This is a genomic window from Pseudomonas sp. Irchel 3E19 (genome assembly GCF_900187585.1).
Classification (GTDB): Bacteria; Pseudomonadota; Gammaproteobacteria; order Pseudomonadales; family Pseudomonadaceae; genus Aquipseudomonas; species Aquipseudomonas baetica.
On sequence record NZ_FYDT01000036.1, the window covers coordinates 49,948 to 66,532 of the forward strand.

General features: G+C 59.2%; 19 protein-coding genes. 1 reads left to right on the top strand and 18 read right to left on the bottom strand.

Annotated features, from left to right (window positions below):
- Positions 1-101: 101 nt before the first annotated feature.
- The 18 genes from bamB to trmJ form a co-directional block, all read right to left on the bottom strand.
- Positions 102-1,253: an outer membrane protein assembly factor BamB gene (gene bamB, locus CKW18_RS20805; protein ID WP_095190524.1), complete on the bottom strand. Its 1,152-nt coding sequence runs from the start codon at positions 1,251-1,253 to the stop codon at positions 102-104.
- Positions 1,246-1,887 (bottom strand): tetratricopeptide repeat protein, encoded by a 642-nt coding sequence (locus tag CKW18_RS20810; RefSeq protein WP_095190525.1) that lies wholly within the window; start codon positions 1,885-1,887, stop codon positions 1,246-1,248. Before CKW18_RS20810 ends, bamB begins: the two co-directional genes overlap by 8 nt.
- A gap of 41 nt (positions 1,888-1,928) precedes the next feature.
- Positions 1,929-3,218, bottom strand: coding sequence for a histidine--tRNA ligase (gene hisS, locus CKW18_RS20815; protein ID WP_095190526.1), 1,290 nt, complete (start codon positions 3,216-3,218; stop codon positions 1,929-1,931).
- Positions 3,219-3,253: 35 nt separating this feature from the next.
- Positions 3,254-4,363, bottom strand: a complete 1,110-nt coding sequence (gene ispG, locus CKW18_RS20820) for a flavodoxin-dependent (E)-4-hydroxy-3-methylbut-2-enyl-diphosphate synthase (protein WP_095190527.1) — start codon at positions 4,361-4,363, stop codon at positions 3,254-3,256.
- Between the two features lie 3 nt (positions 4,364-4,366).
- Positions 4,367-5,398, bottom strand: coding sequence for a RodZ family helix-turn-helix domain-containing protein (locus CKW18_RS20825; protein ID WP_095190528.1), 1,032 nt, complete (start codon positions 5,396-5,398; stop codon positions 4,367-4,369).
- Positions 5,398-6,156, bottom strand: coding sequence for a type IV pilus biogenesis/stability protein PilW (pilW, locus tag CKW18_RS20830; RefSeq protein ID WP_095190529.1), 759 nt, complete (start codon positions 6,154-6,156; stop codon positions 5,398-5,400). Before pilW ends, CKW18_RS20825 begins: the two co-directional genes overlap by 1 nt.
- A 12-nt stretch (positions 6,157-6,168) precedes the next feature.
- Positions 6,169-7,317, bottom strand: coding sequence for a 23S rRNA (adenine(2503)-C(2))-methyltransferase RlmN (rlmN, locus tag CKW18_RS20835; protein ID WP_095190530.1), 1,149 nt, complete (start codon positions 7,315-7,317; stop codon positions 6,169-6,171).
- Positions 7,318-7,345: 28 nt separating this feature from the next.
- Positions 7,346-7,771, bottom strand: coding sequence for a nucleoside-diphosphate kinase (ndk, locus tag CKW18_RS20840; protein ID WP_007916882.1), 426 nt, complete (start codon positions 7,769-7,771; stop codon positions 7,346-7,348).
- Positions 7,772-7,859: 88 nt separating this feature from the next.
- Positions 7,860-8,060, bottom strand: a complete 201-nt coding sequence (gene iscX, locus CKW18_RS20845; protein ID WP_095190531.1) for a Fe-S cluster assembly protein IscX — start codon at positions 8,058-8,060, stop codon at positions 7,860-7,862.
- A gap of 14 nt (positions 8,061-8,074) precedes the next feature.
- Positions 8,075-8,416, bottom strand: a complete 342-nt coding sequence (fdx, locus tag CKW18_RS20850) for an ISC system 2Fe-2S type ferredoxin (RefSeq protein WP_007916885.1) — start codon at positions 8,414-8,416, stop codon at positions 8,075-8,077.
- Complete coding sequence (gene hscA, locus CKW18_RS20855; protein WP_095190532.1) at positions 8,416-10,281, bottom strand: Fe-S protein assembly chaperone HscA; 1,866 nt, start codon at positions 10,279-10,281, stop codon at positions 8,416-8,418. Before hscA ends, fdx begins: the two co-directional genes overlap by 1 nt.
- A gap of 51 nt (positions 10,282-10,332) precedes the next feature.
- Positions 10,333-10,854, bottom strand: coding sequence for a co-chaperone HscB (gene hscB / locus CKW18_RS20860; RefSeq protein WP_095190533.1), 522 nt, complete (start codon positions 10,852-10,854; stop codon positions 10,333-10,335).
- An 8-nt stretch (positions 10,855-10,862) separates the two neighbouring features.
- Entirely contained in the window at positions 10,863-11,186 is a 324-nt protein-coding gene (gene iscA, locus CKW18_RS20865; protein WP_007903589.1) for an iron-sulfur cluster assembly protein IscA, read from the bottom strand.
- A gap of 34 nt (positions 11,187-11,220) precedes the next feature.
- Entirely contained in the window at positions 11,221-11,607 is a 387-nt protein-coding gene (iscU, locus tag CKW18_RS20870) for a Fe-S cluster assembly scaffold IscU (protein WP_003227907.1), read from the bottom strand.
- A gap of 82 nt (positions 11,608-11,689) precedes the next feature.
- Entirely contained in the window at positions 11,690-12,904 is a 1,215-nt protein-coding gene (locus tag CKW18_RS20875; RefSeq protein WP_095190534.1) for an IscS subfamily cysteine desulfurase, read from the bottom strand.
- A 50-nt stretch (positions 12,905-12,954) separates the two neighbouring features.
- A complete protein-coding gene (iscR, locus tag CKW18_RS20880; protein ID WP_007956690.1) occupies positions 12,955-13,446 on the bottom strand; it encodes a Fe-S cluster assembly transcriptional regulator IscR in 492 nt (163 codons plus the stop codon).
- 238 nt (positions 13,447-13,684) lie between these two features.
- The gene (gene cysE, locus CKW18_RS20885; protein WP_095190537.1) at positions 13,685-14,461 is read right to left on the bottom strand and encodes a serine O-acetyltransferase; all 777 of its coding nucleotides are present in this window, start codon (positions 14,459-14,461) and stop codon (positions 13,685-13,687) included.
- A 3-nt stretch (positions 14,462-14,464) separates the two neighbouring features.
- On the bottom strand, positions 14,465-15,235 hold the full coding sequence (gene trmJ / locus CKW18_RS20890) for a tRNA (cytosine(32)/uridine(32)-2'-O)-methyltransferase TrmJ (RefSeq protein WP_008084663.1): 771 nt from the start codon (positions 15,233-15,235) through the stop codon (positions 14,465-14,467).
- A gap of 145 nt (positions 15,236-15,380) precedes the next feature.
- Between trmJ and suhB the strand changes: the two genes are divergently transcribed.
- Positions 15,381-16,199, top strand: coding sequence for an inositol-phosphate phosphatase (gene suhB, locus CKW18_RS20895; protein ID WP_016773320.1), 819 nt, complete (start codon positions 15,381-15,383; stop codon positions 16,197-16,199).
- Positions 16,200-16,585 lie beyond the last annotated feature (386 nt).

A 16,585-nucleotide genomic window follows, 5' to 3' on the forward strand; every position in this document is an offset into this window, starting at 1 on the left:
CGCTGCGAGGCAGCGGCTGGTGCTCGGGGCAACACTGTGGGGGCGAACAGGTTCACTCCCACAAGTGAAGCTGCCTGGGGTGTTATCCCCAAGCATAGTTGTTACTTGATGGTCAGGGCTTCCAGTTTGCCGCTGTTGCCATACACATAAATCGTGTCACCCACCACCAGCGGACGGGCACGCAGGCCGTCGCTGTCGATGCGCTCACGGCCGACGAAACGACCGTCAACCTGACTCAACAGGTGCAGATAACCTTCCAGGTCACCCACTGCCACATAGCTGGAGAACACTTCCGGAGCCGACAGTTGACGACGGGCCAACGAGTCGTTGCTCCACAATGCTGTGGTGGAACGTTCGTCGACGCCTTCAACGGTGCCCGAAGACAGGCTCACGTAAACACTGCCGAAACCTTGGGCGATACCCGCGTAGCTCGACGCATCGCGCTGCCAGAGTTGACGGCCGCTTTCCAGATCCAGTGCCGCAACGCGACCCTGATAGCTGGCAACGTAAAGCGTACCGCCGGACAGCAGCAGGCCACCGTCGATGTCGACCACGCGCTCCAGTTCCGAACGACCTTGTGGAATCGCGATCCGTTGTTCCCAGACCGGCACGCCGTTGGAAATATCCAGAGCGACCACTTTACCCGTCGACAGACCCGCTACCGCGAGACGGTTGGTCACCAGCGGTGCACTGGTGCCACGCAGGGTCAGCACGGCCGGCGTGCTGTCGTACACCCAGCGTTGCGTACCGGTGGATGCATCCAGACCGATCAGACGATCGTCCTGGGTCTGCACCACTACCACGTCACCGTTGTTGGCCGGTGGCGCGAGAACTTCGCTGTTGACGCGAGCACGCCACTTCTCTTCACCATTGCTGGTGTCCAGAGCGACAACTTCGCCACGCAACGTACCGATCAGCACCAGACCGTAACCCACGCCAACGGCGCCGGAGACAGGCAAATCAAGATCCTGTTTCCACTTCACGTCGCCATTGCCGCGATCCATGGCCATCACCACGCCGGTTACATCGGCGGCGTAGATGGTGTCACCGTCGATCGCCGGTACCAGCATGTTGTAGGTTTCGCCCTGACCGTCACCGATCGAACGACTCCACTGCTTTTGCAGAACCACTTCTTCTTTGAAGTCGGTCAGTTCAGCCGGTGGCAATTCTTTTTTGCTGTTGCTGCTGCAACCCGCGGCCAAAATGGCCAGAGCCAGCAATGCTGCATGCTTCCAACGGATCACGTCACGCATCCCCTTTGGCCAGGTCGTCGAGCTTGATTTGAAGGCCACCGACCGCCGCTTCATCCGACAGTGCCGCCTTGGCTTTTTGATACGCCTTGTTCGCGTCGTCGGTACGACCCAGCCGCACCAGCAGGTCGCCCTTAAGTTCTTCGCGGGTGGCCAGGAACGCTTTGTCAGCGTCGCCGTCGAGCAGTTTCAGGGCGTCTTCAGCCTTGTCCTGCGCGCCCAGCACCTGCGCCAGGCGCTGACGGGCGATTTCGCCCAGCGCCGGGTTGGCCGGTTTGTCGACGATGGCTTTAAGCTCGGTTGCGGCGTCATCCAGCTTGCCGCTGTCGACTGCAACCTTGGCCACGAACAGGCTGCCGTACTGCGCGTAGGCAGTGCCGCCGAATTCGCTGTTGAGCTTGCCGGCCAGGTCCGCAACGCGGGCAGCATCAGGCTTGCCGTCAGGCGTCAGCGTGGTTTCCAGCAGTTGCTGGTAAAGCACCGAGGCGCCTTGCGACTGGTTGCTCTGATACTTGTGATAAGCCTGCCAGCCGAACACGATGACCAGCGCCAACAGGCCGCCAGTGACCAGAGGTTTGCCGTTGCGTGTCCACCAGTCCTTCAAATCCGCCAACTGTTCGTCTTCGGTACTCGACACCCCAATACTCCTTAATCGCTAAATCGGCTGTTTAGACAGCTTCAACCCTGCACGACGCAGGTGGCCAGGTGAGCGGCAAGCGCATCCCAGGCAATGCTTTGTTGTTCGCCCTGGCCACGCAGGGGTTTGAAACCTACCACTTGCTGGGCCATTTCGTCGTCACCCAGGATCAGTGCGTACAACGCACCACTCTTGTCGGCTTTCTTGAACTGGCTTTTGAAACTGCCGGCGCCAGCATTGACTTGCAGACGCAGGTTTGGAAGTTGATCGCGTACCCGTTCGGCCAGAGCCAGACCGGCCAGCTCGGCTTCTTCACCGAAGGCGCAGAGGTAGACATCGACCTGACGGGAGATTTCTTCCGGGATCTGCTCCAGGGTTTCGAGCATCAGCACCAGACGTTCGATGCCCATGGCGAAACCGACGCCTGTGGTCGGCTTGCCGCCCATTTGCTCGACCAGACCGTCGTAACGGCCGCCCGCGCACACAGTGCCCTGGGCGCCGAGTTTGTCGGTGACCCATTCGAAAACGGTTTTGCTGTAGTAGTCGAGGCCGCGAACCAGTTTCGGGTTAAGCACGTAAGGAATGCCAACAGCATCCAGACGAGCCTTCAGGCCTTCGAAGTGAGCACGGGACTCGTCGTCGAGGTAATCCGCCATCTTCGGCGCATCGACCAGCACGGCCTGGGTCTCGGCATTTTTGGTGTCGAGCACGCGCAGCGGGTTGGTTTTCAGACGACGCTGGCTGTCTTCGTCGAGCTTGTCGTGGTGCGCCAAGAGGTACTCGACCAGCGCTTCACGATAACGACCACGGGACTCGCTGGTGCCGAGGCTGTTCAGTTCGAGTTTGACCGCATCACGGATACCCAGCTCGCCCCACAGGCGCCAGGTCATGATGATCAGCTCGGCATCAATGTCCGGACCGTCGAGGTTGAACACTTCCAGACCGATCTGGTGGAACTGGCGATAACGGCCTTTCTGCGGGCGCTCGTGACGGAACATCGGGCCGATGTACCAGAGTTTCTGCACCTGGCCACCGCCGGTGATGCCGTGCTCGAGCACCGCACGCACGCACGCCGCGGTGCCTTCCGGGCGCAGGGTCAGGGAGTCGCCGTTGCGGTCTTCGAAGGTGTACATCTCTTTTTCGACGATGTCGGTCACTTCACCGATCGAGCGTTTGAACAGCTCGGTGAATTCGACGATCGGCATGCGGATCTGCTTGTAACCGTAGTTATCCAGCAGACGCGCCACAGTGCCCTCCAGATAACGCCACAGCGGGGTCTGTTCGGGCAGGATGTCATTCATGCCACGAATGGCTTGCAGAGACTTGCTCACTTTAAATCCTTAAATTCGTTCGGCGTTCAGTCAGCTCAGCCGCGCGCGATAACCGCTGCGTCAGCTTCGACCTTCTCGGCCGCTTTCTGGCGGATCAGCCTTTCCAGCTCGTCCACCAGATTGTCATTCGTCAGTTTCTGCGACGGCTTGCCGTCGATATAAATCAGGTTTGGCGTGCCGCCGGTCAAGCCGATATGGGCTTCCTTGGCTTCACCGGGGCCGTTGACCACACAACCGATCACCGCGACATCCAGCGGCACCAGCAGGTCTTCAAGACGCCCTTCCAGCTCGTTCATGGTCTTGACCACATCGAAGTTCTGCCGCGAGCAGCTCGGGCAGGCGATGAAGTTGATGCCACGGGAACGCAGATGCAAAGACTTGAGAATGTCGTAACCGACCTTCACTTCCTCGACCGGGTCGGCCGCCAGCGAGATGCGGATAGTATCGCCAATCCCCTCGGCGAGCAGCATACCTAGGCCCACGGCGGATTTCACTGTGCCCGAACGCAATCCACCGGCTTCGGTGATGCCCAGGTGCAGCGGCTGGACAATTTCTTTCGCCAGCAAGCGGTAGGCTTCAACGGCCATGAACACGTCGGAAGCCTTCACGCTGACCTTGAAGTCCTGGAAATTCAGGCGTTCGAGGTGTTCAACGTGACGCAAGGCGGACTCGACCAGCGCGGCCGGGGTCGGCTCGCCGTATTTCTTTTGCAGGTCTTTTTCCAGCGAGCCGGCGTTGACGCCGATGCGGATCGGGATCCCGCGGTCACGGGCGGCATCGACCACGGCACGCACGCGGTCTTCACGACCGATGTTGCCCGGGTTGATCCGCAGGCAGTCCACACCCAGCTCGGCTACGCGCAACGCGATCTTGTAGTCGAAGTGAATGTCGGCAACCAACGGCACCTTGACCAGTTGCTTGATTCTGCCGAACGCCTCGGCGGCGTCCATGTCCGGCACCGATACGCGAACGATGTCGACGCCGGCGGCTTCCAGACGATTGATCTGCGCAACGGTGGCGGCCACGTCATTGGTGTCACTGTTGGTCATGCTCTGCACAGCAATCGGCGCATCGCCGCCCACCGGTACGTTGCCGACCCAGATCTTGCGCGATTCGCGACGTTTGATTGGAGATTCGCCGTGCATGACTTATTGACCCAACTTCAGGCGAGCAGTCTCGCCACTGGTGAACGGAGCGATATCGACCGGCTGGCCGTTGTAGCTGACCTGTGCGGCGCGGGCAACGCCCAGACGCACGTTCAGCGGCAGCTTGCCGCTGACAGCCACGCTGTCGCCTTTATGTTTCAGACCACTGAACAGCACTTTGCCGCGACCATCGGTAACTTGCGCCCAGCAATCGCCGGTGAACTGCAATTGCACCTGGCCGTCGCCGGCAACTGGAGCGGTCGCTTGCGCGGTTGGCGCAGGCGTCGCAGGAACGACTGGCGCCGTGGCGGTCGGCGCTTGCGTCGCGGGAACGTTCGGTGCAGGAGTGGCCGGGGTGGCGACAACCGGGGCCGGTGTGTTAACCGGTGCTGTTGGCGTCGCCGGCGCTGCTGGCGCAGTTGCCGGAGCAGCAGGCTCGGCGCCAGCAGCGCCGGCGGTGGTTTCCGATTGCGGCAGCGCCAGGGCAGTGGCGCCCTCGGTCTGAGCTTCGGCGACAGCCTGATCTTCCGGCTCGTCAATCGGATGGATCTGGGTGGTGCCGTCGGCGCCTTCGACTTCGACGTGCTCTGGTGTCAGGCTGGCCAGGTCTTTGGTGCGCTGCGACGTCTGATCCTGCCACCAGACGAAACCGCCGCCGATGACCGCGATCAGCAACAGCAAGCTGACGATACGCAAAATGGTGTGGGAAACCCGCACCGGCTCTTCGATACGACCCAGAGCGTGGACGTTGCTGCCTTGGGAATCGGTGCCGGTGGACTGGTCGAATTGCTGGACCAGAACGGTCTGGTCCATGCCGAGCAATTTGGCATAAGCGCGAATGTAACCGCGAGCGAAGGTATGCCCCGGCAGCTTGTCGAAAGCGCCGGCTTCAAGATTGCTCAGGGAAGTCACGGTGAGGTTGAGCTTGAGGGCCACTTCGGCCAGCGACCAGCCATTGCTTTCGCGGGCCTGGCGCAGGGTCTCACCGGGGTTAACGCGATTCGCTGCTACAACTTCGGGATGCGCCGCTTTCATCATTGCTCCGACAGGTATTGCTGATATTCCGGCGTACCGGGATAGAGTCGTTTTAATTGCAGGCCATAACTGGCGGCCTTGTCGCGATCTTCAAACACTTTTGCCAGCCGAACGCCGAGCAATAGACTACGTGCATTTTGTTCGGTCAGCAGGCTGAAACGGTCGTAATAGTCTCGCGCGGGCACATAATGCCTGTCTTCGAAGGACAACTCAGCCATTTCCAGCAATGCGCGTGGCTGTTGGCGGTTCAACCGCAGCGCCTTTTCCAGCTGCTGCTGCGCCAGATCACGCTGACCGAGCTTCGCCGCCGTCATGCCGAGGTTCTCGAACACACGCGAACGCTCAGGATACAGGGTATCGGCGGCGGCCTGTTCAAAACGCTCGTAGGCTTCTTTATAACGCTGTTGTTCGTAGAGAAAACTGCCGTAGTTGTTGAGGATGCGCGCATCGGCAGGACGGGAGGACAAAGCCTTGCGGAAGTGTTCGTCGGCCAGCTCAGGCTCCATTTCGGACTGGAACACCAAGCCGAGAGCAGCATTGGCATCAGGATCGGAACCGTCGATTTCCAGCGCCTTCTTCAGCGGCACCTTGGCCCGCTCGCTCATGCCTTGCTGCAAGTACCCCAGCCCCAACTGCACGTAGGCAGCCCGCGCTTCATCGCGGCCCTTGCTGGTCTTCATCGGGTTGTAGTCACCCGACAGGACACAACCAGCACACAGGCTGGTCAACAGCAACAGCAGCGCAAAGCGCAGGGACATAGAGATCCTCTCTTAGTTAGTGTTCGCAGCGTTCTGTGCCAGATCGCTGTCGGCGCTCAACTCACGCACGGCGATGTAACGTTCGCTGCGACGGGTGCGATCCAGCACCTGCCCTACCAATTGACCACACGCAGCGTCGATGTCTTCACCACGGGTGGTGCGGACAGTGACGTTGAAACCGGCCTGATGCAACTGATCCTGGAACCGTCGGATAGCATTGTTGCTCGGCCGCTCGTACCCGGAATGCGGGAACGGGTTGAACGGAATCAGGTTGATCTTGCACGGAATGTTCTTCAGCAGCTCGATCATTTCCACCGCATGCTCAACTTTATCGTTGATGTCCTTGAGCAAGGTGTACTCGATGGTCAGCACACGCTTCTCGCCAAGGGCGGACATGTAGCGCTTGCACGACTCGAGCAGCATCTTAAGCGGATATTTCTTGTTGATCGGCACCAATTGGTTACGCAATGCGTCATTCGGTGCGTGCAGGGACAACGCCAGGGATACGTCGATGTGCTTGGCCAGCTCATCGATCATCGGCACCACACCCGACGTGGACAGGGTCACGCGGCGCTTGGAAATCCCGTAGCCGAGGTCATCCATCATCAGATGCATGGCGGCGACGACGTTGTCGAAGTTCAGCAGCGGCTCACCCATGCCCATCATCACCACGTTGGTGATGGCACGGTCGACGGTTGCCGGGACACTGCCGAAAGATTTGTTGGCAATCCACACCTGACCGATGACTTCGGCGGCGGTGAGGTTGCTATTGAAGCCTTGCTTGCCGGTGGAGCAGAAACTGCAATCCAGGGCACAGCCTGCCTGGGACGAAACGCACAGAGTGCCGCGTTTGCCCTGGGGAATGTACACGGTCTCGACGCAGCTGCCGGACGCCACGCGCACCACCCACTTACGGGTGCCGTCGCTGGAAATGTCCTCGCTGACCACTTCAGGACCACGGACCTCGGCAATAGCCTTGAGCTTGTCGCGCAAGGCCTTGCTGACGTTCGTCATGGCGTCGAAATCATCGACGCCAAAATGGTGAATCCATTTCATTACCTGACCGGCACGGAAACGCTTCTCCCCGATTGAGTCGAAGAATTTTTCCATTTCCTGTTGAGTCAGCCCCAGCAGGTTGGTTTTTACAGTCGATGTAGTCATGGATTCACCTTCACTCTTAAGCCAATGCTTAGCGAGTGGTTACTTCAGTAGCTGCGAAGAAGTACGAGATTTCACGAGCAGCTGCGGCTTCGGAGTCCGAACCGTGAACAGCGTTGGCGTCGATGGAATCAGCGAAATCAGCGCGGATGGTACCGGCAGCAGCTTCTTTAGGGTTGGTAGCGCCCATCAGCTCACGGTTCAGAGCGATAGCGTTTTCGCCTTCCAGAACCTGAACAACTACAGGACCGGAGATCATGAAAGCAACCAGGTCGCCGAAGAAACCACGAGCGCTGTGCTCAGCGTAGAAGCCTTCAGCTTCAGCTTTGGACAGTTGCTTCAGTTTCGAAGCTACAACGCGCAGGCCGGCTTTTTCGAAACGAGTGGTGATCTCGCCGATGACGTTTTTTGCAACAGCGTCAGGCTTGATGATGGAGAAAGTACGTTGAACAGCCATGGTGTAACTCCAGAAACGGTAATTTGCGAAAAATTAAACCCGCGAATTATACGCGGGTTCTTGGGTATTGCCTAACCTGCGAGGACGATCAGTCTACTTCTTCGATCCAGAGCGCCTGAACCGCTTCCAACACCTTCTCGCCAACACGGCCAGAGGTGTCGTCGAAGTCAGGCAGTTCCTTGATCCATCGCTGCAGGTCGACGAAATTGACAGAAAGCGGATCCACATCCGGCTTGGCTTCAGCCAATTCTTCTGCAATGCGTTGAACATCATTCCAACCGTAGCTCATGACAGTCTTACCAGTCAGTGCGGCGCTTCGGCCGCATGGTTAAGCGAATATTTCGGAATTTCGACGGTGATGTCTTCTTCACCCACGATAGCCTGACAGGCCAGGCGCGATTGCGCTTCCAGACCCCAGGCCCGATCGAGGAAATCTTCTTCCAGCTCGTCAGCCTCTTCCATCGAGTCGAAACCCTCGCGGATGATGCAATGGCAAGTGGTGCAGGCGCAGACGCCACCGCAGGCGCTTTCCATCTCGATGTGGTGTTCATGGGCCAGTTCGAGAATCGATGTGCCGGGCGCAGCCTCGACCACCATGCCTTCAGGGCAGAACTTCTCGTGGGGCAGAAAAATGACCTGCGGCATCAGATATCCTCGATTTCATTCAGGTTGCGCCCCGACAGAGCGGCTTTCACCGTCAGATCCATGCGGCGGGCAGCAAAAGCGTCGGTCACTTGCGACAGACGCTTGGTCTGCTGCTCGATGGCGTAACCATCAGTACCTTTCATCAGTTCGGCCAGTTCCTGCAACTGCAAGTCGATGACCATGCGCTCTTCGGCGTCGAGCAATCGCTCGCCGTCCACTTCCAGAGCGCCCTGCACCGCTTCAATCAGACGCTGGGCATCGACTTGCTGCTCACGCAGGACGCGGGCAACCTTGTCGTCATTGGCGTGCTGGAACGAATCTTTCAACATCTTGGCGATTTCGCCGTCGGTCAGACCGTAGGACGGCTTGACCTGAATGCTCGCCTCAACGCCCGAACCCAGTTCACGGGCGGAAACGCTGAGCAGACCGTCGGCATCGACCTGGAAGGTCACGCGAATCTTCGCCGCACCGGCCACCATCGCCGGAATACCGCGCAACTCGAAGCGCGCCAGCGAGCGGCAGTCGCTGATCAGTTCACGCTCGCCCTGCAAGACGTGAATGGCCATGGCCGACTGACCATCTTTATAAGTAGTGAAATCCTGAGCACGGGCGACGGGGATGGTGGTATTGCGCGGAATCACCTTCTCCATCAGGCCACCCATGGTTTCCAGCCCCAGGGACAGCGGAATCACGTCGAGCAACAGCAGCTCGCCGCCATCGCGCTTGTTGCCAGCCAGGGTATCGGCCTGGATCGCAGCCCCGATGGCCACCACTTGATCCGGATCGATTTCAGTCAACGGCTGACGACCGAAGGCTTCGGCAACGGCTTCACGAACGCGTGGAACGCGGGTCGAACCGCCAACCATGACCACGGCGTGCACGTCTTCCAGCTCAACACCGGAATCACGAACGGCGCGACGGCAGGCTTTCAGGCTGCGAGCGACCATCGGCTCGATCAGCGCATCAAAGGCTTCGCGAGTCAGTTGGGCTTTCCAGTCACCGTAGGCAACCTCAACACTCGCCGCATCGGTCAGGGCTTCTTTTGCTGCGCAGGCGGTTTGCAGCAGATTGCGCTGCGCACCCGGATCGAGATCGGCGGACAGGCCGGCGCTCTCGATGATCCAGCCGGCAATCGCGTGATCGAAGTCATCGCCGCCCAGCGCGCTGTCGCCGCCAGTGGCCAGCACTTCGAAAACACCACCGGTCAGACGCAGAATCGAAATATCGAAGGTGCCACCGCCCAGGTCATAAATGGCCACCAGGCCTTCGGCATGCTGATCCAGACCGTAAGCCACAGCGGCGGCGGTCGGCTCATTAAGCAGGCGCAGCACGTTCAGACCAGCGAGTTTCGCCGCATCCTTGGTGGCCTGACGTTGAGCATCGTCGAAATAGGCAGGAACGGTGATCACCGCACCAACCAGCTCGCCACCCAAGGTCGCTTCAGCGCGCTGACGCAGGACCTTGAGGATATCGGCGGAGACTTCGACAGGGCTTTTCGGCCCCTGAACGGTGTCGATGAACGGCATGTGCGATTCGCCGCCGACAAAGCGGTACGGCAGTTGCTCGCCCAATTGCTTGACGTCGGACAGACCACGACCCATCAAGCGCTTGACCGACAGCACAGTGTTCAGAGGATCGGAGGACGCGGCCAGCTTGGCCGACTCGCCGACTTCGACGCGATCGGCGTGATAACGCACGGCAGACGGCAGGATGACCTGCCCGTCAGCGTCAGCCAGCGGCTCGGAAAGACCACTGCGCAACGCAGCGACCAGCGAATTGGTAGTGCCCAAGTCGATCCCCACAGCCAGACGACGCTGGTGCGGTTGAGGACTTTGGCCGGGTTCGGCGATCTGCAGTAGGGCCATCGTGATCAGGACTTATCTGTATATCAGGCGTGCGACCGGAGCGGCACTGGGTTAATCGTCGAGGCGCTCTTCTAACTGGCGCACTTCGTAGGTGAGCTTGTCGAGGAACTGCATGCGTCGCATCAGGCGTTCGGCCTGTTCGCGCTGCGCTGCATCATCCCAACAGGCTGCGAAGCTTTCGTTGAGTTCTTCCTGAGCCACTTTCAAGCGACGCTTGAACACCGCGACACCGTCGAGATCGGCGCTGTCCTGGAGGTCTTCGAGTTCTTCGCGCCACTGCATCTGCTGCAAAAGAAACTCGGGGTCATGGACCGTGACTTCCATCGGCACTTCATGCCCGCTGACTTTCAGCAGGTAGCGCGCACGCTGGGGCGGGCTCTTGAGCGTCTGATAGGCCTCATTGAGGCGTGCAGACTGCTCGAGCGCCAACCGTTGCTCGCGCTCGGAAGCATCGGCAAAACGGTCAGGATGAACGCCGCGCGCCAACTCTCGGTAGCGCGTGGCCAACTGCTCGAGATCCAGACGGAAACTCGGTTGCAGCTCGAATAAAGCGAAATGACAAGGAATACCCACGACAAGCCTCAGATGTTGAAGCTTTCGCCGCAGCCACACTCACCGCGTACGTTGGGGTTGTTGAACTTGAAGCCTTCGTTCAACCCTTCCTTGACGAAATCGAGCTCGGTGCCGTCCAGGTAGGCCAGGCTTTTCGGGTCGATAATCACTTTTTCGCCGTGACTTTCGAACACCTGATCCTCTGCAACCACCTCGTCGACAAACTCCAGCACGTAGGCAAGGCCGGAACAACCTGTGGTGCGAACACCCAGACGAATCCCCTCACCTTTGCCGCGCCCGTTGAGGGAGCGTCGCACGTGCTGAGCAGCCGCTTCTGTCATGCTGATAGCCATCGTTGACTCCTTACTCGTCGCCAAATCCAGAAAGTCAGATCAAGCCTTTCTTCTGCTTGTAATCGCGAACAGCCGCTTTGATAGCGTCTTCAGCCAGTACCGAGCAGTGAATCTTCACTGGTGGCAGGGCCAATTCTTCGGCCAGCTGAGTGTTCTTGATGGTTTCGGCTTCGTCCAGGGTCTTGCCCTTCATCCACTCGGTGGCGAGGGAGCTGGAAGCGATTGCCGAACCGCAGCCGTAGGTCTTGAACTTGGCGTCTTCGATAACGCCCTGATCGTTGACCTTGATTTGCAGGCGCATGACGTCGCCGCACGCCGGAGCGCCGACCATGCCGGTGCCGACATCAGGATCTTCCGCGTTCATCTTGCCGACGTTGCGCGGGTTTTCGTAGTGGTCGATGACCTTTTCGCTGTAAGCCATGATGCTTAATCCTCACTCATCAGAGAGTCGCTCTTAAAGCCCTGCAACCTGGGTGACAGGGCCGGTTCGCGGCGACTTGAAATCAGTGTGCCGCCCACTCGATTTTCGAAATGTCGACACCGTCTTTGTACATGTCCCAAAGCGGCGACAGAGCGCGCAGCTTGGTAACAGCCTCGCAGACTTTCTGCGCGGCGTAGTCGATTTCTTCTTCGGTCGTGAAGCGGCCGAAAGTGAAGCGGATCGAGCTGTGTGCCAGTTCGTCGTTGCGGCCCAGGGCGCGCAGCACGTACGAAGGCTCAAGCGATGCCGAGGTGCAGGCCGAACCGGACGAAACCGCCAGATCCTTGAGCGCCATGATCAGCGACTCGCCTTCAACGTAGTTGAAGCTCAGGTTCAGGTTGTGCGGAACGCGGGCAATCAGGCTACCGTTGACGTACAGCTCTTCCAGATGCTCGACCTGCTTGTAGAAACGGTCGCTCAAGGCTTTGATACGAACGTTTTCAGCGGCCATGTCTTCTTTTGCGACACGGAACGCTTCGCCCATGCCAACGATCTGGTGGGTCGCCAGGGTGCCGGAACGCATGCCACGCTCGTGACCGCCACCGTGCATGGTCGCTTCAATGCGCACACGCGGCTTGCGGCTGACGTACAACGCGCCGATGCCTTTAGGGCCGTAGGTTTTGTGAGCAGAGAACGACATCATGTCGACTTTCAGTTTCTGCAGGTCGATCTCGACCTTGCCAGTGGACTGAGCAGCGTCAACATGGAACAGGATGCCCTTCGAACGAAGCAGCTCGCCGATGGCAGCGATATCGTTGACGGTGCCGATTTCGTTGTTCACGTGCATGGCCGACACGAGGATGGTGTCTTCGCGCAACGCAGCTTCGATCATGGCCGGAGTGATCAGACCGTCTTCAGTCGGATCAAGGTAGGTGACTTCGAAACCTTCACGCTCCAGTTGGCGCATGGTGTCGAGGACAGCCTTGTGCTCGATCTTGGAGGTGATCAGGTGCTTGCCCTTGGAGGCGTAGAAATGTGCCGCACCCTTGATTGCCAGGTTGTTGGACTCGGTAGCACCGGACGTCCAGACGATTTCACGCGGATCAGCGTTGACCAGATCGGCCACCTGACGACGGGCGTTTTCTACGGACTCTTCAGCCTTCCAGCCGAACACGTGGGAACGGGAAGCCGGGTTACCGAAGTTTCCGTCGACCAGCAGGCATTCACTCATTTTTTGCGCAACGCGCGGATCGACCGGGGTGGTCGCAGAGTAATCAAGGTAAATCGGCAATTTCATGGACTATCTCCTAAATCAGGCTGGCTGGCGTGCCGCTAGCTCTTTGGCTGTCATTCGACGGCGGACGCTTCAATCTTGTCCAGGCGCGGCGCCTTGCCATTGCAACGACGCTGATCCTGGCGCTGGGCTACTTCTTGCACCTCACGGCGAGTCACAAGATCAGCCAAGCTGATACCGCTGAGAAATTCGTGAATCTGCAGGCTAAGGTCGCACCACAGGTGATGGGTCAGGCAGGTGTCGCCGGAATGGCAGTCGCCCTGGCCTTGGCATTTGGTGGCATCGACCGATTCGTTCACCGCATCGATCACCTGAGCCACCTGGATACCCTGCATGTCGCGGGACAACTGGTAGCCACCGCCCGGACCGCGAACACTGGAAACCAGGTTGCTGCGGCGCAGCTTGGCGAAAAGCTGTTCGAGATAGGACAGGGAGATGCCTTGGCGCTCGGAGATATCGGCCAGGGACACCGGCCCGTGCTGCGCGTGCAACGCCAGGTCAAGCATGGCGGTCACGGCGTATCGGCCTTTTGTAGTCAGTCGCATGGACAGTTACCACGGAGTTCAGAATGGGCGGGAGTATGCAATTCCCGAGCATTTAAGTCAACTATAAGACCTAGTGCTTTAGTCGGGTTTACCCGCAAAAGAGCGCGCGCATCATAGCAAAGGCTGTCGGCGTACAGCCAGTGGTTGCGCGTTATCGTTCTTCGCGAGCAGGCTCACTCCCACAGGAGAACGCACTCCAATGTGGGAGCGAGCCTGTTCGCGAAGAAGTCGACGCGGTTTAGCTGGCCTGACTCTGATCCTTGCCCTTCACGCAGGCGAAGTCTTCTTCGCGCAGCTCAGGCAGATCCTTCGCACAGTAATTGCTGCCCAGATCCTTCAGTGCGCCGCACATCCCCTCCAGCCGCCCATCCACCGCTTGCAGGTGATCGAGCAACTGCCCAATGGCGCGCGCCACCGGGTCAGGCATGTCTTCGCTCACACCATAGGCATCGAAACCGATCTTCTCGGCCATGGCCTTGCGCTTGGCGTCCTGCTCCTCATCGGATTTGACGATGATCCGCCCTGGAATACCCACAACCGTGGCGCCCGGCGGCACCTCCTTGGTCACTACCGCATTGGAGCCGACCTTGGCACCGGCGCCGACAGTGAACGGTCCCAACACTTTCGCGCCCGCACCGACGACGACACCGTCACCCAACGTCGGATGGCGCTTGCCTTTATTCCAACTGGTGCCACCGAGGGTCACGCCCTGATAAATCGTGACGTCGTCGCCAATCTCGGCGGTTTCGCCGATGACGATGCCCATGCCGTGGTCGATAAAGAAGCGACGACCGACTTTCGCCCCCGGATGAATCTCGATCCCGGTCAACCAGCGGCCGAAATTCGACACCAGACGCGCCAGCCATTTCAGATCATGGCGCCACAGCATCCCGGCCAGTCGATGAATCCAGATCGCATGCATGCCGGGGTAGCAAGTCAGGACTTCAAAAGCGTTACGCGCCGCCGGGTCTCGATGGAATACGCTTTGGATATCTTCACGCAAACGCTCAAACATCATTTAGTCCTTCCGCTTAAGAAGCTCACCACGGGCCGCTTTTTGGGTTTCCGTGAGGATGCCACGCAAAATATTCATTTCCGCTCGACTGACCGAGCTGCGTCCGTACAACCGGCGCAGGCGCGCCATCAAGTGCCGTGGTTTTTCCGGATCGAGGAATTCGATGGCGACCAGCGTTTGCTCCAGGTGCTCATAGAATCGCTCCAGCTCATCCATGGTCGCCAGCTCGGCGCTTTTCACCGAGGCCACTTCTTCCTTCTCGATCTTGCTTGGCTGACCTTGCGCGGCCAACCACGCCATGCGCACTTCATAGCTCAACACCTGCACCGCCGCGCCGAGATTCAGCGAGCTGAACTCAGGATCGGAGGGGATGTGTACGTGAAAGTGACATCGCTGCAGCTCGTCGTTGGTCAGGCCGGAATCTTCACGACCAAACACCAAAGCGATTTCAGCGCCCTGCCCGGCCTCTTCGACCACTTTGGTGCCGCACTCGCGCGGATCCAGCAGCGGCCAGGGAATGCGCCGGTCGCGGGCACTGGTGCCAAGCACCAGATTGCAGCCGACCAGAGCATCTTCCAGGGTGGCGACGACCTGGGCGTTTTCAAGGATGTCACCGGCACCGGAAGCGCGAGCATCGGCTTCGTGGTGCGGGAATAGCCGCGGTTCGACTAGCACCAGCCGCGACAGACCCATGTTTTTCATGGCGCGCGCGGCCCCGCCGATGTTGCCGGGGTGGCTGGTATTGACCAGGACGACACGAATGTTCTGCAGCAAGGGAGGCGCTCTCGGACACAGGAAAGGGGTGCAAATCTTACAGAACAGCCTACCGTTAAGCTATGAAAGCGAACAGCGACCTTCACCTGAAGAAAAGTTCTGATAGAATGCGCGGCTTTCTTTAACAACCTTAGGTGACACATCCATGCAGCCCATGCTGAATATCGCGCTGCGCGCCGCCCGCAGCGCCAGTGAACTGATCTTCCGCTCCATCGAGCGCCTGGATACCATCAAGGTCGACGAAAAAGACGCCAAGGATTATGTATCCGAGGTCGATCGCGCCGCCGAACAGAAAATCATCGATGCCCTGCGCAAGGCTTACCCGAATCATTCGATCCAGGGTGAAGAGACTGGCCTGCACGCCGGCACCGGCATCGAAGGCGAAGAATACCTGTGGATCATCGACCCACTGGACGGTACCACCAACTTCCTGCGCGGCATTCCTCACTTCGCTGTCAGCATTGCCTGCAAATACCGCGGTCGCCTGGAGCACGCTGTTGTTCTGGACCCGGTTCGCCAGGAAGAATTCACCGCCAGCCGTGGTCGCGGCGCTCAACTGAACGGTCGTCGTCTGCGCGTCAGCGGTCGCACCAGCCTTGACGGCGCTCTGCTCGGCACTGGCTTCCCATTCCGTGACGACCAGATGGACAACCTCGACAACTACCTGGGCATGTTCCGCGCCTTGGTTGGCCAGACTGCCGGCATCCGCCGCGCCGGCTCGGCAAGCCTGGACCTGGCTTATGTGGCTGCCGGTCGTTTCGATGCATTCTGGGAGTCGGGCCTGTCCGAGTGGGACATGGCTGCAGGCGCCCTGCTGATCCAGGAAGCTGGTGGTCTGGTGAGCGACTTCACCGGCGGTCACGACTTCCTTGAGAAAGGCCACATCGTTGCCGGTAACACCAAATGCTTCAAGGCAGTGCTGACGGCGATCCAGCCGCACCTGCCGGCCTCGCTGAAGCGCTAAGCTTCCCGCGAAACGAAAAAAGCACCCTTCGGGGTGCTTTTTTATGCCTGGGATTCGATCTTCAGATCACCAAAATCTTCATGTGGGAGCGAGCCTGCTCGCGAATGCGGCATGCCAGCCGACATCAATGTTGACTGTCAGAATGCATTCGCGAGCAGGCTCGCTCCCACAAGGGATCACGGCAAAGCCAGAAATGGCGGGCACAAAAAAGCACCCCGCAGGGTTAATGCCAGTCAGTTAAGCTGACTGGCATTTTTGTTTTTGATCGGATACTTCGGCGATTTGAGCCTGATTGCCCGAGGATAAATGCGCTCCTCGCGTCGATGTGGCAGGACATAATGCGGGGCTGAGGCATGCAACTCTGCGAGATATTTGGGGATGTTCCC